Source organism: Rhodococcus sp. GB-02, assembly GCF_053470465.1.
This window is the reverse complement of the sequence record NZ_JBPUKE010000001.1, coordinates 2,692,359-2,712,870: the sequence shown is the minus strand read 5'-3', so window position 1 is coordinate 2,712,870 and position 20,512 is coordinate 2,692,359. Positions and strand designations below refer to the sequence as shown.

The window sequence follows — 20,512 nt, the reverse complement described above, 5'->3', positions numbered from 1 at the left end:
TTCGGAAGAGGACGTGAACATTGCCGGTCCAGCCTAGTTCCTCGCCGACACAGACCTGTAAGCACGCCTACTGTGTCCACCGCCACGTCGAATCCACCTCGTGTTTCGCTCGTGTGACAAGCATGTGCACCCGATGTGACCCCGCCGCGGCGCCCACCAACGCGTGCTGAGCAAGTGCAAAGATGGGTGTGGCCCGGGTCGACGTGATCCGGGCAAGAACCGATGAGCGAAAGGCACGCACGTGTCGTACCTGCTTCGCGTCCAACTGCCCGACCGACCCGGCAGCCTCGGCGCGCTCGCCGTAGCTCTCGGATCCGTGGGCGCAGACATCCTCTCGCTCGACGTCGTGGAGCGAGGCGACGGTTTTGCCATAGACGACCTCGTGGTCGACGTCGAACCCGGCGCACTGCCCGACACTTTGATCACCGCTGCCGAGCATCTGCCCGACGTGCTGGTCGATTCGATCCGCCCCTACGCCGGGATTCTCGACACTCACCGTGAACTCGAGCTGATCGACTCCGTCGCCACCGCCAGAAACGATCGACTACAGGTCCTCGTCGACGGCGCGCCGCGTGTACTGCGAGTCGGATGGTGCGTCGTCGCGGACATCGGCAAGCGCGGGGCGTACCGCGTCGTCGGGAGCGCCGGTGCGCCGGAAACCCACGCCACCGACATTCCATGGATGCCGCTGGACAAGCCCACTGCACTCGACGGCGAGGCGGATTGGGTTCCGGACGTATGGCGCGACATGAACACCAGCCTCGCTGCCGCACCTCTCGGTTCCGGCAATCGAGTCCTCATGCTCGGCCGCCCCGGTGGACCCGAATTCCGCCCCTCTGAGATAGCCCGCCTCGGCTACCTCGCAGGAATCGTCGCGACGGTACTGGGTTGACCAGCCTGGGTAATCAGGCCAGACCGCGAACCATGACGGTCAGTTCCATGCCGCGAATGGGCTCCCACGCGCGCTCGGGATCCGGGACAAAACCGTTGCGGTCGTAGATACGACGCGCATCAACCATCTCGGGCTGCGTCGAAATGACCACCGAGTGATCGCCGCGATCGTAAGCGTCGGCGATCACGGCGCGAACCAATGCGGTTCCGGCGCCCGATCCCCGAGCCTGTGGCGATACCGCAAGCATGCGGAACTCGAGTTCACCCTTCTGCGCAACGTCGGCGAAGGGCGTACCGGGCTCGGCAATCGTCAACGAACCCACGACCTGATCGCCGAGAACGGCCACCAGCACCCGCCCCTGCTCCACCCGAGTTGCGGTGTCGCGCAGGCGCTCCGCGTACGGGGATCCGTCGGCGACAAATCCGCCACCCACGTACGACTGCACAGTCAGCTCACCGACGGTCTCGAACTCTGCCGGCAGAACTTCACGAATCTCGATCATGGCGTCACTATGGCACCCCACACGCCAATCTCAGAAATCGGACAAAGTCACTCTGCTGCGTCCAATTCGGTGGGAGCGACTGCATCCGGGCCATCTTCGAGCAACCGGCGGAAGCCGTCCTCGTCGAGCACCGGCACACCCAATTCGACGGCCTTGTCGTGCTTGGAACCGGGCGCTTCACCAACGACGACAAAGGCGGTCTTCTTCGAGACCGAACCTGCCGCCTTGCCCCCGCGCACCAGAATCGCTTCCTTTGCCTGATCGCGCGAGTACGTCTCGAGCGAACCGGTGACAACGATCGAGAGGCCCTCGAGATTGCGCGGAATCGAATCGTCTCGTTCGTCCTCCATGCGCACTCCGGCCGACGCCCACTTGTCGACGATCTGCTCGTGCCAGTCGACCGAGAACCACTCCACGACCGCCGCCGCGATCGTGGATCCGACGCCGTCCACTGCAGCCAACTCATCGACCGACGCTTCCCGAATGCGTTGCAACGAACCGAATTCGCCGGCCAACGCCCTGGCGGCAGTAGGGCCGACGTGCCGAATCGACAGTGCCACAAGCACTCTCCACAGCGGCTTGTCCTTGGCCGAATCCAGATTGGCCAGCAAGCGTTTTCCGTTGGCGGACAGTGCTCCCGCATTGGTGCGGAAGATAGGAACATCGATCAGTTTCTCGGCGTCGAGGGAAAAGAGATCGCCCTCGTCGCCGATGACCTTCGCTTCCAGCAGACCGGTCGCGGCCTCGTATCCGAGCACCTCGATGTCGAATGCCCCGCGACCGGCAACGTGGAACACGCGCTCGCGCAACTGCGCCGGGCAGTACTGCTGATTGGGGCATCGCACGTCGACGTCGCCCTCTTTTGCGGGTGCCAACAACGTGCCGCACTCGGGGCAGTGCGTCGGCATGACGAACTCGCGCTCGGTACCGTCGCGCACGTCTGCCACGGGCCCGAGGACCTCTGGGATAACGTCTCCGGCCTTACGCAACACCACGGTGTCGCCGATCAGCACACCCTTGCGCTTGACCTCGGATCCGTTGTGCAGCGTGGCCAAGGACACAGTGGAACCCGCCACCGTGACGGGTTCCATGTACGCGAACGGCGTCACACGTCCCGTGCGGCCGACACTGACCCGGATGTCGAGGAGCTTGGTCGTGACCTCTTCCGGCGGGTACTTGTACGCGATCGCCCACCGCGGTGCGCGAGACGTGGTGCCCAGACGTCGATGCAACGACATCTCGTCGACCTTGACCACCAGGCCGTCGATCTCATGCTCGACGTCGTGGCGATGTTCTCCCCAGTACTTCATCTTCTCGACCACGGCGTCGGCGCCGACCACCCGCGAAGTGTGCGTGGACACCGGCAGACCCCAGGCGGCGAGGGCCACGTATGCGTCGTACTGCGAAGCCGGATCGAAACCTTCCATGCGCCCGAATCCGTGGCAGATCATGCCGAGGCGACGACGCGCTGTGACGGCCGGATTCTTCTGGCGCAGGGAGCCCGCCGCGGAGTTGCGTGGATTGGCGAACGGCGCTTTGCCCTCCTCCACCAGCGAGGCATTGAGTGCAGCGAAGTCCTCGAGGCGGAAGAACACCTCACCGCGCACCTCGAGCAGGCTCGGAATCGGGTACTCGTCCGTGGCGGTGAGCCGCTCCGGTATGTCGTTGATCGTCAGGGCGTTGAGTGTGACCAGCTCGCCGGTGCGACCGTCGCCGCGGGTAGCGGCGCGCACGAGTTTGCCGTTCTCGTAGACAAGGTTGAGAGCGACACCGTCGATCTTCACTTCGCACAGAAAGTGCAGTTCGGGCCCGGTTTCCTGCTCTACCTTGGCGATCCATCCCCGGAGTTCGGACTCGTCGAAGACGTTGTCGAGGCTGAGCATCCGCTCGAGGTGATCGACGGATGTGAAGTCCGTCGCGAATCCGCCGCCGACCAGTTGCGTCGGGGAGTCGGGAGTCCGCAGATCCGGATACTGCTCTTCGAGAGCATTGAGCTGCCCGAGCAATATGTCGAATGCACCGTCCGAAATGACGGGCGCATCACGAACGTAGTAGCGGAACTGATGCTGGCGTACCTCTTCGGCCAGCTCCGTCCACTGCTCGCGCGCCTCGTTGGGCGCTGGCTGCATTGCATCCGCGGTTTCAGTCACAGCTAGAAGATTATCGGTTCACACCGACACACCACATGACTCCACGCATCAGAACGCCGAGGGATCGTCCACCAATGCCTTGCCGGCGTCTGTGCTCAGTCGAAGAGCGGCACGAGCCCACTCCAGGCTCGCACCCGCAAGACCGCAGCGTGGGGTCACCGCGACCTGGGTCTGCAGGAGTTCACGCGAGAATCCGAGACGATCGATCAGCGTGACGGCAGGCATCGCGCACTCTTTCCACGTCACCGGCTTTTCCGGCTCCACGGACGGAACCAGACCGAGCGCCAGTTCCTTGCCGGCGTCGAACAATTGGCCGATGCCGTCGAGATCGCGTGAGCCGATGAGGGACATGTCGAAGCTAACGCCGAACGCGTGGCTTCGCCTCAGCAGATCCCACGGCATGTCGGCGCCGCAGCTGTGGACGATCGTGGGCAGCCCGCTACCGCTGATCGTCGAGTCGAGAACGGCGAGCGCCTCAGGTTCGGGCAGTGCCGGAACGCTCTCCATCTTGGTGCGCCCTGGCAGCGAACCGGCCAGTACGGCCGCGATCTGAGGCTCGTCCAACTGGATCACCACTGTGGCGCCCGTGCGGCGAGTGACCTCGGCCGCATGACGCGCGAGGCCCTCACCGAGTGATTCTGCGATGTCGCGGAGCGCCCCGCGGTCGACGAGAACTCGCGAGCCGTTCGCGACCTCGATCTCGGCGCCGAGCGTCAGCGGGCCGGCAGCTTGGAGCTTGATCACGTGATCTCCGCCGACCAAGCGGGCCGACTCCCAGGCTTCCTCGAGTGCGTCGAGATCCTGATTCAGGAAGTCCTCGGCCCGCTTCGCCACGTTGCCCCGCCGAGGCACGACGCGATAGGCACGCGTCGAGGCGTCGAGGTTGATGTCGACCAAAATGGCGCCTGCCCGGCCGACCATGTCTGCGCCGAGACCGCGGCCCGGCAGCTCCACCAGATGTGGGAAACCGCCAAGCTCGCCGAGGATGGTTGCGGCACTTTCGCGGGCGTCCGCGCCCGGCCAGGATCCGATTCCGGTGACGAGGCCACCGATGGAAACCTGCTGCGTCACAGTGTGTTCGGCTCGGATTCGGTGCCCGAGATGGTGCCACTGCCGAGGACCTGGTCGCCCAGTTCGCTGTCGGGGCGATACAACACGACAGCTTGTCCCCTTGCGACGCCGGTCAGTGGTTCGCGCAACGAGATCGATATACCGCCGCTTGAAGTACCGTCATCGACGGCCTCCGCGACGGCCTCCGCCAGCCCGCCGTGCGCACGAACCTGCACCATGCATTCGACCGGGCCCTCCGGCGCCTGGCCCGAAGTCCAGATCGCACGCTGCGCCGCGATGGCCCAGACGTCGAGATTCTTGGCCGAACCCACTCGGACCGTTCCGGTTTCGGGCTCGATCGCGGTCACGTACCGCGGACGGCCGTCACCCGCCGGACCTTCGACGCCGAGACCCTTACGCTGCCCGATCGTGAAGCCGTGGACGCCGTCGTGCGCAGCGAGGACTTCACCCGAATCGGCGTCGACAACGCTTCCGGGACGAACGCCGATGCGCGCACCCAGGAATGCTCGTGTGTCGCCGGTCGGGATGAAGCAGATGTCGTGACTGTCAGGCTTGTTCGCCACAGCGAGGCCGCGCTCGGCGGCTTCCTCGCGGATCTGTTCCTTCGGGGTGTCACCGATCGGGAACATCGCGCGTGAAAGCTGCTCTGCCGTCAGCACACCAAGGACGTACGACTGGTCCTTGTCCGCGTCGACCGCCCGGCGCAGCACACCGTCTTCGAGGCGTGCGTAGTGACCCGTCGCCACGGCGTCGAAGCCGAGAGCGATCGCACGATCGGCGAGTGCGGTGAACTTGATCTTCTCGTTGCAGCGCAGGCAGGGGTTGGGGGTCTCACCTGCCGCGTAGGACGCCACGAAGTCGTCGATCACGTCTTCCTTGAAGCGATCGGCGAAATCCCAGACGTAGAAAGGTATTCCGAGGACGTCGGCGGCGCGCCTGGCGTCGCCGGCATCTTCTTTCGAGCAGCAACCCCGCGAACCTGTCCGCAATGCGCCCGGCGCCGTGGACAGCGCAAGGTGAACGCCGACGACGTCATGTCCGGCGGCAACAGCGCGGGCGGCGGCGACAGCGGAGTCGACACCTCCGCTCATGGCTGCGAGTACTCGCATCAGCGATCCCCTCCACGCGAACCGGCACCGGCAAGACCGGCGGCCCGAGCGCGCTCTACTACTTGTGGAAGCGCTGCGAGCAGCGCATCCACATCGGTGACACTCGACGTATGTCCGAGCGAAAATCTCAGTGAGCCACGCGCTACGGGCGATTCGACGCCCATCGCGATCAACACGTGGCTGGCCCTGGCCACACCGGCGGTGCAGGCCGAACCGGTGGAACATTCGATACCGGCTGCGTCGAGGAGCATCAGCAACGAATCGCCTTCGCAGCCGGGGAAGGTGAAGTGCGCGTTACCGGGAAGCCGATCGGATCCGGTCGGGCCGTTGAGCACCGACTCGGGAAGGACCTCCAGGACTCCCTCGATCAAACGGTCACGCAGCTGCGCCAATTCCCTTGTGCTGGAATCGAAGTTCTCGACGTTTGCGCGCAACGCCGCAGCCATGCCGACAACTCCCGCGGTATCCGGAGTGCCCGAACGCAGATCACGTTCGTGCCCACCGCCGTGAAGGAGCGGCACACAGGGAACCTGGCGTCCGAGCAAGAGGGCACCGACGCCGTGCGGACCACCGAACTTATGCGCCGCGATGCTCAGCGCGGACAACTTGCTCGCTGCGAAGTCGACGGGCAATTGGGCAACGGCCTGGACCGCGTCGCTGTGCATCGGAATCTCGAACTCGGCCGAGACCTCCGCCAACTCCACGATCGGCATGATCGAGCCGACCTCGTTGTTGGCCCACATCACCGTCACCAGTGCTACTTCGTCGGCGTGGACGGACAGTTCGTCGCGCAACGTCTGCGGATCGACCACACCGTTCTCGTCGACCGGCAACCACGTCACACGCGCGCCCTCGTGCTGCTCGAGCCACTCGACGGCGTCGAGCACCGCATGATGCTCGACGGAGCTGGCCAGAATGCGAGTGCGTCGTGGATCGGCGTCACGGCGAGCCCAGTAGATGCCCTTGACCGCGAGGTTGTCGCTCTCTGTTCCCCCGGAGGTGAAAATGACCTCCGACGGCCGCGCGCCCAGGCTGGCGGCGATCGATTCGCGCGATTCCTCGACGCGGCGCCGGGCCGCACGACCGGAGCCGTGCAGCGAGGACGCGTTGCCCACGGTTTTGAAGGCATCGGTCATCGCCTCGATAGCGGCTGCCGACATCGGAGTCGTGGCGGCATGATCGAGGTACACCGGAGATCCGGCGTGGGCACTGTGTGCAGGCAGAGTCATGGCTTGACAAGGATAGCCCAGCACGAGAGCTCTCCCGGCCTCGCTCAGCAGGCTAAGCGCTCATCACTCGGGAGGGATCGATTTGTCCCACGGCTTGTGTCACGAGTTCCGGTGCGGGGTCGAAGATGTCGTGAGCTGCCAGATCGATGATGTCGACGCCGCGTACGGCTCTCTCGCATCGCTGGGCGAGATCGGCTCGGCACTCCCCTGCCTCTTCGAGCGGAGCCAGCCTGACCTTCACCTCGACGTTCTTCTGACGCAGGATCCGACGGATGGACTGACCGATCGTTTCGGTGCCGACAAAGCACGGTCCGGTGCACAGGGAACCGTCGGCGTTCTCGTATCGGATCGCCATCGGCTGAACTGGGCATTCGGCGTCGACGGCAGCTTGGAACATCGCCGGGCGAAAACCGCCGTACGCCCGGCCACACCAGGTCGTTCCCTCGGGAAACACCATCACGCGGACACCGCGCTGCAAGCGTTCGCGAACGACGTCGACGGTTCCGGGGAGATCCCGCAGTCGGGCGCGGTCGATGGGCACTACGCGCATCCGCCGTGCGAGGCCGCCGAGTACTGCCCAGTCGAGCAGGTCCGCGCGGGCGACGAAGTTGGCCGGCGCAACGGCACTCGCGACGAGGACGTCGGTCCACGACACGTGACCGGCGACAACCATCACGCCTGCCGGTTCGGCGCGCCCCAACCGTTGATCGTCGACCGTGAGCTTCATCCCCAGACAGCGCAGCAACGCCCGCGAGTATCCGCGTTGCATCTCCGTGCGCCAAGTGCGCGGGAGTAGCCAGCCTGCCGACAGCACCGGCGCAGTCACCAGGGCGGCACCAACCATGACCCCGCGGGCAATCACGGTGATACTCGACACAGCGGGTGCGTCCGCAGGTAGACACCCGTCGCCGCAGGGGCTCGTGGGTACCCAGTACGGCACCGCCGCGGTCATCAGCCCATCCCCGACTCGTGTGCGGCGGCCGCCGATCGCAGCCGTTCGAGATAACGCTTGTTTGCGGAGTGAAGGCCTTGCAGCGCAACAAAATCGGCCACACCGAACTCGGGATCGTAGGCAGGCTCCCCGCAGATCGTCGCGCCCATCCGTAGGTAGCCACGGAGCAACGGCGGCATCGTGAGGCGTTCCGGTACGCCGATCTCGTCGAGCGTCAGACCGCCGAGGACCACCGGGTTTCGTGGGATCACCCGTCGCGAAACCGGGCTGGCGTGCTTCTTCATAACGAAGTCACGCACGCCGCGGACATCTGCGCCGGCAATGGCATCGGGGCGCGGCAGGATGGGCACGGAGACGCAACCCATCACCCACTCGTATCCGGTCAGTTCGAGATAGTGCAAGATACCCGACCACATCAGGCTCAGGACGGATCCGGTGCGGTGAGCGGGATCGACACACGCGCGCCCCATCTCCACGATCCTGTTCGCCACCGGGTCGAGCGCGGAGATGTCGAATTCCGTTGCGGTGTAATACCCACCGGCCATCGCAGCGGAATCCGGAGGCAGCATTCGGTAGCAGCCGACGTACTCCTCGGTGATGTTGTCACGAACGAGAAGATGATCACAGAATTCGTCGAAGGCGTCGGCGTCGAGTTCGAACACCCCAGCCGTTGCCGGGAGGGAGAAGCCTGGCTCGGAGGCGAACACTCGGTATCGAAGGCGCTGCGCAGCGACACGATGCTCGCGGTCGGAGGAGACGATCAGGGAATATCTCGGCTGGGCGACCTCACGGCCGAGATTGTCACTCGCGGAGCGAAGGACTGACGTAATTGTCATGCGCAAGGTTTATCGAGCGCGAACGGCATCCCGGTATCGACGAAGTGACATACCGATGCAGGCCGGGTGAATAAAGCACTGTGCGCCTTTATCAACCGCGGGGGGTTGATAAAGGCGCACAGCAGATTGTGCGTTTCAGCCCTTGTGGGACTTCACAGCTTCGGTGAGCTGCGGTGCGACGTTGAACAGGTCGCCCACGATGCCGAAGTCGGCGATCTCGAAGATGGGTGCCTCTTCGTCCTTGTTGACCGCGACGATGGTCTTGGACGTCTGCATGCCGGCGCGGTGCTGGATGGCACCGGAAATGCCGAGCGCGATGTACAGCTGCGGGGAGACCGTCTTACCGGTCTGACCGACCTGGAACTGTCCGGGGTAGTAACCCGAGTCCACAGCGGCACGCGAAGCACCGACTGCAGCACCGAGGGAATCGGCCAGCTCTTCGACGACGGAGAACTTGTCAGCGCTGCCGACGCCACGTCCACCGGAGACGACAACCGACGCCTCGGTGAGCTCGGGGCGGTCGCCGCCGACGATGGGCTCACGCGAGGTGACCTTGACGGCACTCTCGTCCTGAGCCGGAACCTCGACGGTGATCTGCTCGCCTGCGCCGGCCTGCGGAGCAGCCTCGACGGCACCCGGACGAACCGAGTAGACGGGAACGTCGCCGTTGGCTTTGGCCTCGACGGTGAACGCGCCACCGAAGATGGAGTGGACGCCGGTGCCGTCAGCCTTGATCTCGATGACGTCGGTCAGCAGTCCGGAGCCCAGACGTGCGGCCAGACGACCGGCAACCTCTTTGCCCTCAGTGCCGGCTGCGGTGATGACTGCTGCCGGGCTGGTGGACTCGACCAGAGCGGCGAGAACGTCGACCTTGGGGGTGACGAGGTAGCCGTCGATGTCGTCGGACTCGGCGACGTAGATCTTTTCGGCGCCGGCTGCTGCCAGCGCGTCGGCGAGCTTTGCTGCGGTGCCCGCGGGGCCGGCGACAACTGCCGACGGCTCACCGAGTGCGCGTGCAGCGGTGATGAGTTCGGTGCTGACCTTCTTCAGCGCACCCTCTGCGTGCTCTACGAGCACAAGTACTTCTGCCATGACTTAACTCTCCCTGAGTTCTTCTGCTGGATGTCTAGAAGGGCGCGATCAGATGACCTTGTTGCTGACGAGGTAGGCGGCAATCTTGGTGCCACCGTCTCCCTCGTCGGCGATGCGCTCACCAGCGGTACGGGGGGGCTTCGGGGTGGAGGACGTCACGGTGGTGCCGGCGTTGGCAACACCGACGGTCTCCGGATCGACTCCGAGGTCGGCCAGCGTGTAGACGAGAACTTCCTTCTTCTTCGCGGCCATGATGCCCTTGAAGGACGGGAAGCGCGGCTCGTTGATCTTCTCGGTGACCGAGACGATCGCGGGCAGCGAAGCCTCGAGGCCGAAGACGCCCTCGTCGGTCTCGCGCTCACCGGTGATCTTGCCGTCGGCGACGACGACCTTGCGCAGCTGCGTGAGCTGCGGGATGCCCAGGTACTCGGCGATGATGGCCGGGACAGCGCCGACGCGACCGTCGGTGGCCTCGTTACCGGCGATGATCAGGTCGGCAGGCTCGTCGTTCTCGAAGGTGATCTGTCCGAGAGCAGCAGCGAGGGTCCATGCGGTCTGGATCGCGTCGGAGCCGTGCAGTGCCGGGTCGTTGATGTGGACAGCCTTGTCGGCGCCCATCGAGAGAGCCTTGCGGATAGCGTCGGTGGCGCGGTCGGGACCTGCAGACAGCACCGTTACCTCACCGCCCTGAGCTTCCTTGATGAGGAGTGCTTCTTCGACGGAGCGCTCGTTGATCTCGTCGAGGACTGCGTCGGCGGCTTCACGGTCAAGCGTGTAGTCGCCGTCGGTCAGCTTGCGCTCGGACCATGTGTCGGGGACCTGCTTGATCAAAACAACGATATTCGTCATGGGTCTTCGTCGACCTCCTGTGTGTAATTCACCTGATAAATCGTCTGTGGTGCTCGCGCAGTCCGAGCGTCCGAAAAGAGAGTCCGACAGGTCTCCCTACGGGCGGATTTCTCGGTTCACGTCGGCTGTGCGTTAGATTACCCCACGTTAAGTTACCGGTGGGTAACTTAACGTGGAACCTCGTCCACCATAACGGCACGAACAGGAATTGACAGCAGTGATCTGGACCACGGCGAACACGTTCTACTCGGATGGCACTAATCTCGCACGGGTGAGTGAAACGAGTGTCAGCAACCACGAGGACGCACCCCTGCCCCTGACGGGCGAACGAACGGTGCCAGGAATCCCCGAGGAGAACTACTGGTTCCGACGCCACGAAGTGGTGTACCGCACACTTCTGGAGCGCTGCACGGACCGCCGAGTCCTCGAAGCCGGATCCGGAGAAGGCTACGGCGCCAACATGATTGCCGACGTCGCAACGAAGGTGACCGGCCTCGACTACGACATCTCCGCGGTCGAACACGTCCGTGCCCGCTACCCCCGCGTCGAGATGCTTCACGGCAACCTCGCCGAGCTTCCACTGGCCGACAACTCCGTTGACGTCGTCGTCAATTTCCAGGTGATCGAGCATCTGTGGGATCAGGGTCAGTTCCTGCGCGAGTGCTTCCGAGTTCTCGCTCCCGGCGGTGAACTTCTGATCAGCACCCCCAACCGGATCACCTTCTCCCCCGGCCGCGACACGCCACTCAACCCTTTCCACACTCGTGAGCTCAACGCCGCCGAAATGACCGAATTGCTCGAAGACGCCGGATTCCGCGTTCAGTTGATGACCGGTGTGCACCACGGTTCGCGCCTGAAGGAACTCGACGCCAAGCACGGCGGATCGTTCATCAATGCGCAGATCGACCGCGCGCTGGCCGGTGAGCCCTGGCCCGAAGATCTCACCCGCGACGTCGAGGGCATCACCGTCGACGACTTCAGCATCAGCGAACCCGACATCGACGACAGCCTCGATCTCGTCGCAATCGCCGTGAAAGACACCGCTGTCAAGGACGCTGCCATGAAGGAAACCGGCGAGTGAGTAACGCAACACCCGTCACCGAACCGGGGATGTTCGCCCTGGTTCTGCACTCCCATCTGCCGTGGCTCGCCAACCACGGCAGATGGCCCGTCGGCGAGGAGTGGATCTACCAGTCCTGGGCTGCGTCATACATTCCGCTCGCCGCCGCGCTGCGACGCTTGGCCGACGAGGGCCGATCGCACTTGCTGACGCTGGGAATCACGCCGGTACTCGCAGCCCAGTTGGACGATCCCCACTGCCTCGCCGGAATGCATCACTGGCTCGGCAACTGGCAGATCCGTGCCCACGAGGCCGCAGGCATGCCGGACGCAGCACACCGCGAACTCGGAGCGCGCGAACACCGGGCGTCAGCAGCTGCTCTCGAGGATTTCGAGACTCACTGGCAGCACGGTGCCTCACCGGTATTTCGCGACCTCATCGATCGTGAGGCATTCGAGCTTCTCGGCGGGCCGCTGGCCCATCCGTTCCAACCACTGCTCGATCCCCGCTTGCGGGCCTTCTCCCTCCGCGAAGGTCTCGCCGACGCGCACGCCCGGTGGAACCACACCCCTACCGGGATCTGGGGACCCGAGTGCGGGTACACCCCGGGCATGGAGCGCGGCTACGCCGAAGCGGGCGTCACCCACTTCATGGTCGACGGCCCCGCATTGCGCGGCGACACGTCCCTCGGCCGACCGGTTCGAGAATCCGACGTCGTCGCTTTCGGCCGCGATCTGCAGGTCAGCTACCGTGTCTGGTCCCCCAAGTCCGGATACCCGGGTCACGCTGCCTACCGCGACTTCCACACCTACGACCACGAGACGGGCCTCAAGCCGTCGCGGGTCACCGGACGGACCGTCGATTCCGCCGACAAGTTGCCGTACGACCCCGATCTCGCCGCGGCCGCGGTCGACAAGCATGTCGCCGACTTCGTCGAAACCGTTCGGGTGCGTCTGCGCAGTGAATCCGCCCGCATCGGCCGCGACGCCCTCGTGGTCGCCGCTTTCGACACCGAACTGTTCGGGCACTGGTGGCACGAAGGTCCGCAGTGGGTCGAGAAGCTCCTGCGCGCGCTCCCCGAAGCCGGAATCCGCGTCGGCACCCTCGCCGACGCGAAGGCATCGGGATACGTCGGCGAACCCGTTCAGCTCGAGGACTCGTCCTGGGGATCGGGTAAGGACTGGCGCGTGTGGGCCGGCGATCAGGTATCCGACCTGGTGCAACTGAACTCCGAGGTAGTAGAGACCGCGCTCAGCACCGTGGACAAGTCTCGCGGACGCGACAACGCACCCGGACGACCGGAACTGCGAAACCGCGTCAACGATCAGGTACTTCGCGAGACACTGATGACAGTTTCGAGCGATTGGGCATTCATGGTGAGCAAGGATTCGGCCGCGGGGTACGCCCGCGAACGCGCGCACAAGCACGCCCATGCGACCAGGGAAATCTCCGAAGCGCTGGTATCCGGCCGCGATGCCGTCGCCGTGAGACTCGCCGAAGGCTGGAATCGCGCCGACGGATTGTTTCCGGGACTGGATGCTCGCCGTCTGCCTGACACAGAACTGAGTCCGTCGTGAAAATTCTCATCGTCTCGTGGGAGTACCCACCGGTCGTCGTCGGCGGGCTCGGTCGACACGTCCACCATCTCGCCACCGAATTGGCAGCCGCTGGCCACGAGGTCGTGGTGCTCTCACGCCGCCCGTCCGGCACCGATTCATCGACCCACCCGACAGTCACGCACATTTCCGAGGGCGTTCTCGTCGTCGCAGTGGCCGAGGACCCGGCGCACTTCGTCTTCGGTGAGGACATGCTCGCGTGGACCCTGGCCATGGGCCATGCGATGGTCCGTGCCGGGATGGCGCTGCACAAGCCGGGCGTCGGCGAAGGTTGGCAACCGGATGTGGTGCACGCGCACGACTGGTTGGTTGCACATCCGGCAATCGCCCTGGCCGAATTCTACGACGTACCACTGGTTTCCACGCTTCATGCCACCGAAGCCGGTCGGCACAGCGGTTGGATCTCCGGCCGAATCAACCGTCAGGTCCACTCCGTCGAGTGGTGGCTGGCAAACGAATCCGACTCTCTCATAACCTGTTCGGCGTCCATGCAGGAAGAAGTGACCGAGCTCTACGGCCCGACGCTTCCACCGATCACCGTCATCCGCAACGGAATCGACGTGACCACGTGGAACTTTCGCGAACGCGGACCGCGATCCGGACCGCCGAAACTACTCTTCGTCGGGCGACTGGAATACGAGAAGGGTGTGCAGGACGCTATCGCGGCACTCCCCCGAATCCGTCGTAGCCACCCCGGCACGACCCTCGCGATCGCGGGCGAAGGTACTCAGTTCACCTGGCTCTACCAGCAGGCACGCACGCATCGCGTCGCGCGGGCCGTCGACTTTCTCGGCAACCTCGATCACACCGAACTGCTCAGCTGGCTGCACGGCGCGGATGCCATCGTCCTGCCGTCACGCTACGAGCCGTTCGGGATCATCGCCCTCGAAGCGGCGGCAGCCGGCACTCCGCTGATCACGTCCACCGCAGGCGGACTGGGCGAGGCCGTCGTCGACGGGGTGACAGGCATGTCTTTCCAACCAGGCGACATCGCCGGACTCACCTCGGCAGTTCGCGAGGTTCTCGACGATCCCACCGGGGCACAGGAGCGGGCTGTGGCGGCCCGGGCACGCCTGACGTCGGACTTCGACTGGCATCAGGTCGCCGAGGAGACTGCGCACGTCTACGCGGGCGCAAAGCGTCGGGTGCGGCAGCCGCTGGCACGTCCGCAGATACCCGAGCGTCCGCTACCTGGGCGCTGACCTCAGTCTCAGGAGGTCGGGAGTGGCGCGGTGAAGCGAGAACCCGCATCCCCGAGCAGATGGCCTGGCGGCAACATCCGGCCGCACAGCACCAGCAGCAGATCCTGCGCCGCTCCGTGGACCTCGGCGCCTGCACCGTATTCCCAGTCTCGGTCGTCGGCGTGCAACCGCGCGCCATCGAGATCCGTCCCGAAATACTTCACTGTTTTGGGCGAGAGGCCGCCGAGGACGCGGCTGAGCCGATCTTCCGGCACCACGTAATCGTCGCCGAGTGCCACGCGAATGTCCTGACCGTGGATCACGTCGTGCGAGAGCGCACCCTCGAAGCCGCCGCCCGGCGGCTTCCACGGGTGTGCAACATTGTCACGAAGTGAGGCAAGCAGTTGTTGTTCACCAACTTCCGACGCGTCGGCGAGCGCTCGCCGATTCGACATCTTGTTGAAATTTCCGCGTGACTTGACCATTTCCAGGACGAATCGCGGCGCCGAGTATCGGTACGGCATGGTGATGTGCGCGATCACTTCGCGGACGCGCCACCCGTCGCAGAGGGTCGGCGCATTCCACTGCTCTGCACTCAGGCCTTCGAGAAATCCCACCAGTTCGCGGCGCTGCGCCACGACCCATTCGGGTGTCTGTTCGCTCATGTCGGCACTCCTTTCACCGGCGCAGACTTTCGGCGCCGATACCGATACAGACCGGTGGCGGCGCCGAAAGTAATCGCTGGTTCTGCCGAAAAGTGAGCTACGAGGTCGACGATGCGTCGGCAGCAGCCTTCTTGCGTGCGATGTCCTCTAGCGCCGCGACGTACTTCGCGCGATCGGCAGCGCCGGCTTCCCAATCGGACTTGCGGTTCTTGACCGCCTTCGCGGGCGAGCCGACGGCGATGCTGTAGTCCGGGATGTCTCCCTTGACGACGGCGTGCGCCCCGAGGACACACCCACGTCCGACGCGAGTGTTCCGCAGCACCGTGACCTTGGCGGCAACCCAGGTGTCCGGGCCGATACGGACAGGGCCTTTGACGATGCCCTGGTCCTTGATCGGTGTGTTGATGTCGTCCATGCGGTGGTCGAAGTCGCAGATGTAGCACCAGTCGGCTACGAGCGTCGAAGCACCGATTTCGATGTCGAGGTAGGTGTTGACGACGTTGTCCTTGCCGAAGACGACCTTGTCACCGATGCGCAGCGAGCCTTCGTGGCACCGGATCGCATTGCCGTCACCGATGTGCACCCAGCGCCCGATCTCGAGGCGGGACAGGTCGGGGGTGGAATGGATTTCGACGTTCTTACCGAGGAACACCATGCCACGCAGGATCACGTGCGGGTTGGCCATCTTGAACTTGGCGAGACGGTAGTACCGCACCAGGTACCAGGGTGTGTACGCCTTGTTCGCCAGAACCCATTTGAGGGAATCGACCGTCAAGAACTTGGCCTGATCGCTGTCGCCTCGGCGTGATCCCCGCCATCGAGTGCGCAACGGTGCGCCCCACATGCTCGTCATGAGTGTTCAGCCTACGTGGGGCCGACTCACCGACCCTCGGGGTGTGCCCCGTCACGTTGCCCCGGTCGGGATAGTCTCTGGTCCGGGCTTGTGCAGTTGTCGAAGGCTCTTGACGAAGTGAAGGCAGGGAGATTGTGATGCGGCGGGTCCTACGGTCGTCCGTGATGGTGTCGACGGCGATCGCTGCGGTCCTGATCGCCGGTTGCGGCAGCGACGACGGCCGGGTGGACCGGTACGCGTCGGCGGGTTGGCCGGCCATGCATGCCGACGCACGCAACAGCGACACGAGTCCGGTCACCGGGTCACGCGATATCGAGTTCGCGTGGTCACGGCCCCTCGGCGGTCCGGTTGCCGCGTACGCCTCGGTGGCCGCGAACGGCCAGAGCTTCGTCACCGCCCGCACCGAGAACGGCTGCAATCTCTTTTCGTTCCAGATGGATTCGGGTCGCAAGAAGTGGTGCGCTCGACTCAACGACGGCGTAGTCGCCTCGACGCCCATCGTCGACACGGCCACCAATGTCTACGTCGGCGAGAGCGGCGCGATGATGTCGTTCACCGAGACAGGCCAATTACGTTGGCGCACGCTTGTTGTCGGCACGCCGCTCTCGTCGCAGTTCACCGGCGACGGTAACCTGCTGTTCATCACGCAGCTGGGCCAGATCAACGTGCTCGATCCGCAGACCGGCGCCAAAGTGGTTCCGTCGTTCGACCTGATCCCACCGCCGTCGATCGACCAGGGCGCGAATGCAGAACTCATTCCCGACAACAAGGGTTTGAACGAGTGCTTCCTCGGCACGTCCGGCTGCCCGGTGGCCAATACTCCGGCAGTCGACCTGGGCACCGGCAAGTTCTACTTCACCTTCTACGGACCCAGTTCTCAGGCAGCCGATCTGGTCGCCATGAAGTACACGGGCGGCGACAATCCGTCCATCACCCGCGAGTGGTCCACCGATGCGCTTCCCGGGGGGACTGCGTCGAGCCCGGACCTGTCGAAGGACGGCAAGACCGTGTACGCCACCGACAACAACGGGTCGCTGTGGGCAGTGGACGCCGAAACCGGCGACACCAGGTGGAGTCACGACATCGGCTTCAACTCGGCCGGCAGCGCCTCGACGTCCGACGACGGCCTGATCATCCCCGCCGGCGGCGACAAGGGGCATCTCCTTGCCGTGCGCGACGAGGGAGATCATGCCGAACTGGTCTGGGAGCGTAAGGACCTTCTGCAGCTAGGTGTTCCGGCACAGACCGCCGGAAACACCGGATACACCGTCGTACGCGAGGGCGAGAACGGACTGAGCCTGATCACCTTCGACACCCAAACCGGCGAGACGGTGGATCAGGACACGTTGCCGGGCGCGGTCGGCTTCACCGTCGGCACCTCCATCGGCCCCAAGGGCGAAGTGTTGACGCCCAGCGCAATCGGTGAGCTGTTCGTCTTCAAGTGATCTAGCGAGATGCCTCACAGATGAAGGCCGACGCCGATCGCCCGATCCGCACGATCACGACGCTCAGCGCAAGCGAGCCCTTGAGCTTGAGTCGCGGACGCAGCGCTGCCGGGTCGACGTCGACGCCCCGAACCAGAATTTCGACGACACCGCAGTCCCGCTTGGCCAGCGTCTGCTTGAGCAGTTTCTCCGAGTACTTGATCTGCTCGAGGATCCGGAATCCGCGAACGCCCTCAGGGACACTGTCACCGGTCAGATAAGCGATCCGCGGATCCAGTTGCCACAGTCCGTGTCTGGCCGCGTAGTGGCGCACGAGGCCCGCGCGTACTACCGCTCCGTCCGGGTCGATGATCCACTCCCCCGGCGATTGCTCCGGAATCACGTCGTCCTCCGCGTCGGTGACCGCCCACCCGCTCCCGTCGGAGCGAAGGACCGAAGCTCGACGCGTGACACCGGACTCGGCCAATCCCGTCGACCACAGGCAGGCTTCCTTGACACCGCCATCGAGCGAGACGACCTCGACTTCGCCGGCCCAGCCGAGGTTGTCGAAATCGAGTCCGGGAGCGCACTTCACGGCGAGATGACGGCCGGAGTACGCCTCGATGAGGTCCGGTAGCGGCGGCATCAGCGCTGCCGGATCGTGAGTGCGGCGACCGCCCGATCGCCGCGCGGGATCTGCCAGTACGACGGTCCCGCGTGTCGTGGGGCGGAGTGCGTCGGCCCGCAACAACGCTGCGCTCGGCACATTGCGCTGTGCCATCGCCAGCCGAACGGAATCGATGTCGCTGCCGATCACGCGATGCGCAACTCCGGTCAACGCATGCAGTTCGGCGCCGATCGAACACGTCACGTCGTGGACGTCGCGCCCGATCAGACGCTGCGCGCGGTGCGCCGCCACGACGCCGGGAGTGGCCTGCTGCATCGCGTCGTCCGTGAACAACCACTGATCACTGCCCGGCAGTTTCGTAGTGGCCTTGCGTCGAAGCAGGACGGTGTCCACGAGCGCAGGCATGTGATCACCGAAACGCGTACGCGCCCGGCCGATGTCGGCCAGACGCGTACGCGTGGACAGTTCGAGCTGATCCACCTCGGCCAAGGCAGCTACGCCGGAATCACTTCCGAGATAGTCGACGTCGCCGAGGTTGAAGTCATAACCCAATTCAGTTGCCGGGCTTCACGCCGGTGATCATGACGTTGTAGAAGAATCCGCGAGGAACGACATGGCGAAGCACCTTCTCGTCGACCCAGCTGAGCGTCTTCCAACCACCGAAAGCGAATCGCCCCCAGCCCCAACCGAGCTTCTCCGGTGGAACAGCCGCTTCGAAAGTACGGACAGGCCAGCCGAGAAGCGCCGCGGCGAATTCCTCGGTGGCAGCGTGGACCTGATCGGCGCCCGCAGACTTCGCCATGTTCTCGAGGTCGGTGGGGTCGAACGTGTGGATGTCGACGACAGCTTCGAGCGCTGCTGCGCGGGAGGACTCGTCGAGCTCTTCCTGCGGGCGACGCCAATCTGCCAGGAACGGCAGCTTCGTCACGCGTGTGGTTGCTTCCCACGTCGCGCGGCCGAGCCAGCGAGCGTAGAAGTTGCCGACAGTGGTGGGCTCACCGGCGAAGACGAAACGTCCGCCGGGCTTGAGGACACGAAGGACCTCACGGAGCGACTTCTCGACGTCCGGAATGTGGTGCAGCACGGCGTGGCCGACCACCAGGTCGAAGGTGTTGTCCTCGTACGGAATGGTCTCGGCGTCGGCAACACGGCCGTCGACCGGAAGGCCGAGGCTTTCGGCATTGCGCAGTGCGACCTTGACCATGCCGGGCGAGAGGTCGGTGACCGAACCGGTCTTGGCGACTCCACCCTGCATCAGGTTCAGGAGGAAGAATCCGGTGCCGCAACCCAGTTCGAGCGCGCGCTCGTACGGCAGCGGCTGGTCGCCTGCTACAGCGTCGAAACGACCACGTGCGTAGTCGATGCAGCGCTCGTCGTACGAGATGGACCACTTGTCGTCGTAGGTTTCGGCTTCCCAGTCGTGGTAGAGCACCTGGGCGAGCTTGGTGTCCTTACGAGCGGCCTCGACCTCTTCGGCCGTGGCGTGCGGCCGCGGCGCGGGGTCGACTACCGAGGTGTCGGTAGCGGCGGGCGGCGTGACGGTTGCGTCGTCATTCGGGCTGGCTGTCATGGCGGCTATCCTACTCGCTGGTAAGAGATGAACAAGTTCTAGTTTAGGGGAGCCTACTCGCCCGTGAACTCGGCCTTGCCCGGACCGTTGGCGATGAACGACTCCATGCCGATCGTCTGATCCTTGGTCGCGAACAATCCGGCAAACAGATGCTGCTCGATCTTGAGGCCGGATTCCAGATCGGTGTTCAGACCCTCGTCGATGGCCGCCTTGGCAGCAGCCAACGCACGCGATGCACCTCCGACGAACTGCGAGGCCCACGTGCGGGCTGCGGTGTAGACGTCGTCGGGAGCGACGACCTCGTCGACCAACCCGATGGCCAACGCCTCGTCAGCCCCCACGAAACGGCCGGTGAAAACCAGATCCTTGGCCTTGGCCGGCCCGATCAGGCGAGCCAGGCGCTGCGTTCCGCCGCCACCGGGAATGATTCCGAGCAGAATTTCCGGAACTCCGAGCTTGGCGTTGTCTCCGACGATCCGGCGATCGGCCGACAATGCAACTTCGAGTCCGCCACCGAGTGCGTATCCGGTGATCGCGGCAACGGTCGGCTTCGGGATGGACGCCACGGCGCCGAGTCCTGCCTGCATGCCGCCGATCGCGTCACGGATCTGGCCGTAATCCATCTCGGCCATTTCCTTGACGTCGGCGCCGGCAGCAAAAACCTTCTCCCCGCCGTAGACGATGACGGCCTTGACCGCCTTGTCGACGGTCGCAGCGTGTGCGGCAGCGGCCAACTCGTCCTGAACCTGACGGTTCAGTGCGTTCATGGGCGGGCGCGCCAGACGGATGGTGCCGATGCCTTCGGAAACTTCGAGAGTCACAAATTCAGCCAT

General features: G+C 64.7%; 19 protein-coding genes. 5 read left to right on the top strand and 14 right to left on the bottom strand.

Annotated elements, in window-relative coordinates:
- The first annotated feature begins 241 nt into the window (after window positions 1-241).
- Window positions 242-892: an amino acid-binding protein gene (locus ACSW29_RS12860; RefSeq protein ID WP_230812806.1), complete on the top strand. Its 651-nt coding sequence runs from the start codon at window positions 242-244 to the stop codon at window positions 890-892.
- 13 nt (window positions 893-905) lie between these two features.
- Here the strand turns inward: ACSW29_RS12860 and ACSW29_RS12855 are convergent, their stop codons facing one another.
- The 9 genes from ACSW29_RS12855 to ACSW29_RS12815 form a co-directional block, all read right to left on the bottom strand.
- Window positions 906-1,394 (bottom strand): GNAT family N-acetyltransferase, encoded by a 489-nt coding sequence (locus tag ACSW29_RS12855; protein WP_230812805.1) that lies wholly within the window; start codon window positions 1,392-1,394, stop codon window positions 906-908.
- 47 nt (window positions 1,395-1,441) lie between these two features.
- Window positions 1,442-3,523: an NAD-dependent DNA ligase LigA gene (ligA, locus tag ACSW29_RS12850; protein ID WP_448277441.1), complete on the bottom strand. Its 2,082-nt coding sequence runs from the start codon at window positions 3,521-3,523 to the stop codon at window positions 1,442-1,444.
- A 69-nt stretch (window positions 3,524-3,592) separates the two neighbouring features.
- Window positions 3,593-4,615, bottom strand: coding sequence for a methionine synthase (locus ACSW29_RS12845; protein ID WP_448277375.1), 1,023 nt, complete (start codon window positions 4,613-4,615; stop codon window positions 3,593-3,595).
- Window positions 4,612-5,724, bottom strand: coding sequence for a tRNA 2-thiouridine(34) synthase MnmA (mnmA, locus tag ACSW29_RS12840; protein WP_317827904.1), 1,113 nt, complete (start codon window positions 5,722-5,724; stop codon window positions 4,612-4,614). Before mnmA ends, ACSW29_RS12845 begins: the two co-directional genes overlap by 4 nt.
- Window positions 5,724-6,953 carry a cysteine desulfurase family protein gene (locus ACSW29_RS12835; RefSeq protein WP_347872148.1) on the bottom strand — a complete coding sequence of 410 codons (1,230 nt, stop codon included), beginning with the start codon at window positions 6,951-6,953 and terminating at the stop codon, window positions 5,724-5,726. The genes mnmA and ACSW29_RS12835 overlap by 1 nt, the downstream gene beginning before the upstream one ends.
- Before the next feature lie 52 nt (window positions 6,954-7,005).
- On the bottom strand, window positions 7,006-7,905 hold the full coding sequence (locus tag ACSW29_RS12830) for a lysophospholipid acyltransferase family protein (protein WP_317827906.1): 900 nt from the start codon (window positions 7,903-7,905) through the stop codon (window positions 7,006-7,008).
- Window positions 7,905-8,741 (bottom strand): GNAT family N-acetyltransferase, encoded by an 837-nt coding sequence (locus ACSW29_RS12825; RefSeq protein WP_317827907.1) that lies wholly within the window; start codon window positions 8,739-8,741, stop codon window positions 7,905-7,907. Before ACSW29_RS12825 ends, ACSW29_RS12830 begins: the two co-directional genes overlap by 1 nt.
- 135 nt (window positions 8,742-8,876) lie before the next feature.
- Window positions 8,877-9,833 carry an electron transfer flavoprotein subunit alpha/FixB family protein gene (locus ACSW29_RS12820; protein ID WP_003944698.1) on the bottom strand — a complete coding sequence of 319 codons (957 nt, stop codon included), beginning with the start codon at window positions 9,831-9,833 and terminating at the stop codon, window positions 8,877-8,879.
- Window positions 9,834-9,881: 48 nt separating this feature from the next.
- Window positions 9,882-10,682, bottom strand: a complete 801-nt coding sequence (locus tag ACSW29_RS12815; protein WP_019747906.1) for an electron transfer flavoprotein subunit beta/FixA family protein — start codon at window positions 10,680-10,682, stop codon at window positions 9,882-9,884.
- A 271-nt stretch (window positions 10,683-10,953) separates the two neighbouring features.
- On the opposite strand from ACSW29_RS12815, the gene ACSW29_RS12810 reads away from it, so the two are divergent.
- The 3 genes from ACSW29_RS12810 to ACSW29_RS12800 are packed head-to-tail and all read left to right on the top strand — an operon-like array spanning window position 10,954 to window position 14,560.
- On the top strand, window positions 10,954-11,763 hold the full coding sequence (locus tag ACSW29_RS12810) for a class I SAM-dependent methyltransferase (protein WP_448277374.1): 810 nt from the start codon (window positions 10,954-10,956) through the stop codon (window positions 11,761-11,763).
- Window positions 11,764-11,792: 29 nt separating this feature from the next.
- Complete coding sequence (locus tag ACSW29_RS12805; protein WP_448277440.1) at window positions 11,793-13,319, top strand: 1,4-alpha-glucan branching protein domain-containing protein; 1,527 nt, start codon at window positions 11,793-11,795, stop codon at window positions 13,317-13,319.
- Complete coding sequence (locus tag ACSW29_RS12800) at window positions 13,316-14,560, top strand: glycosyltransferase family 4 protein (protein WP_317827910.1); 1,245 nt, start codon at window positions 13,316-13,318, stop codon at window positions 14,558-14,560. Before ACSW29_RS12805 ends, ACSW29_RS12800 begins: the two co-directional genes overlap by 4 nt.
- 8 nt (window positions 14,561-14,568) lie before the next feature.
- Here ACSW29_RS12800 and ACSW29_RS12795 read toward each other — a convergent pair whose 3' ends face one another.
- Together ACSW29_RS12795 and ACSW29_RS12790 are read right to left on the bottom strand one after the other, a co-directional pair.
- Window positions 14,569-15,204, bottom strand: coding sequence for a maleylpyruvate isomerase family mycothiol-dependent enzyme (locus ACSW29_RS12795; RefSeq protein WP_230812791.1), 636 nt, complete (start codon window positions 15,202-15,204; stop codon window positions 14,569-14,571).
- A gap of 97 nt (window positions 15,205-15,301) precedes the next feature.
- On the bottom strand, window positions 15,302-16,057 hold the full coding sequence (locus tag ACSW29_RS12790) for an acyltransferase (protein ID WP_230812790.1): 756 nt from the start codon (window positions 16,055-16,057) through the stop codon (window positions 15,302-15,304).
- Between the two features lie 137 nt (window positions 16,058-16,194).
- Between ACSW29_RS12790 and ACSW29_RS12785 the strand changes: the two genes are divergently transcribed.
- The gene (locus ACSW29_RS12785; protein WP_448277373.1) at window positions 16,195-17,502 is read left to right on the top strand and encodes an outer membrane protein assembly factor BamB family protein; all 1,308 of its coding nucleotides are present in this window, start codon (window positions 16,195-16,197) and stop codon (window positions 17,500-17,502) included.
- 1 nt (window position 17,503) lies between these two features.
- On the opposite strand, the gene ACSW29_RS12780 is transcribed toward ACSW29_RS12785, so the two are convergent.
- The 3 genes from ACSW29_RS12780 to ACSW29_RS12770 are packed head-to-tail and all read right to left on the bottom strand — an operon-like array spanning window position 17,504 to window position 20,512.
- Window positions 17,504-18,661: a THUMP-like domain-containing protein gene (locus tag ACSW29_RS12780; RefSeq protein ID WP_448277372.1), complete on the bottom strand. Its 1,158-nt coding sequence runs from the start codon at window positions 18,659-18,661 to the stop codon at window positions 17,504-17,506.
- Window position 18,662: 1 nt separating this feature from the next.
- The gene (locus ACSW29_RS12775) at window positions 18,663-19,679 is read right to left on the bottom strand and encodes a class I SAM-dependent methyltransferase (protein ID WP_003944733.1); all 1,017 of its coding nucleotides are present in this window, start codon (window positions 19,677-19,679) and stop codon (window positions 18,663-18,665) included.
- A gap of 53 nt (window positions 19,680-19,732) precedes the next feature.
- Window positions 19,733-20,512 (bottom strand): enoyl-CoA hydratase/isomerase family protein, encoded by a 780-nt coding sequence (locus ACSW29_RS12770; RefSeq protein ID WP_230812784.1) that lies wholly within the window; start codon window positions 20,510-20,512, stop codon window positions 19,733-19,735.

What these genes read in the sequence shown, in the direction of transcription:
- ACSW29_RS12855 (WP_230812805.1), bottom strand. Translation starts at nt 1,394, where the DNA reads ATGATCGAGATTCGTGAAGTTCTGCCGGCAGAGTTCGAGACCGTCGGT.
- ligA (WP_448277441.1), bottom strand. Translation starts at nt 3,523, where the DNA reads ATGCAGCCAGCGCCCAACGAGGCGCGCGAGCAGTGGACGGAGCTGGCC.
- mnmA (WP_317827904.1), bottom strand. Translation starts at nt 5,724, where the DNA reads ATGCGAGTACTCGCAGCCATGAGCGGAGGTGTCGACTCCGCTGTCGCC.
- ACSW29_RS12835 (WP_347872148.1), bottom strand. Translation starts at nt 6,953, where the DNA reads ATGACTCTGCCTGCACACAGTGCCCACGCCGGATCTCCGGTGTACCTC.
- ACSW29_RS12830 (WP_317827906.1), bottom strand. Translation starts at nt 7,905, where the DNA reads ATGACCGCGGCGGTGCCGTACTGGGTACCCACGAGCCCCTGCGGCGAC.
- ACSW29_RS12825 (WP_317827907.1), bottom strand. Translation starts at nt 8,741, where the DNA reads ATGACAATTACGTCAGTCCTTCGCTCCGCGAGTGACAATCTCGGCCGT.
- ACSW29_RS12820 (WP_003944698.1), bottom strand. Translation starts at nt 9,833, where the DNA reads ATGGCAGAAGTACTTGTGCTCGTAGAGCACGCAGAGGGTGCGCTGAAG.
- ACSW29_RS12815 (WP_019747906.1), bottom strand. Translation starts at nt 10,682, where the DNA reads ATGACGAATATCGTTGTTTTGATCAAGCAGGTCCCCGACACATGGTCC.
- ACSW29_RS12805 (WP_448277440.1), top strand. Translation starts at nt 11,793, where the DNA reads ATGTTCGCCCTGGTTCTGCACTCCCATCTGCCGTGGCTCGCCAACCAC.
- ACSW29_RS12795 (WP_230812791.1), bottom strand. Translation starts at nt 15,204, where the DNA reads ATGAGCGAACAGACACCCGAATGGGTCGTGGCGCAGCGCCGCGAACTG.
- ACSW29_RS12790 (WP_230812790.1), bottom strand. Translation starts at nt 16,057, where the DNA reads ATGACGAGCATGTGGGGCGCACCGTTGCGCACTCGATGGCGGGGATCA.
- ACSW29_RS12785 (WP_448277373.1), top strand. Translation starts at nt 16,195, where the DNA reads ATGCGGCGGGTCCTACGGTCGTCCGTGATGGTGTCGACGGCGATCGCT.
- ACSW29_RS12775 (WP_003944733.1), bottom strand. Translation starts at nt 19,679, where the DNA reads ATGACAGCCAGCCCGAATGACGACGCAACCGTCACGCCGCCCGCCGCT.
- ACSW29_RS12770 (WP_230812784.1), bottom strand. Translation starts at nt 20,512, where the DNA reads ATGGCTGAATTTGTGACTCTCGAAGTTTCCGAAGGCATCGGCACCATC.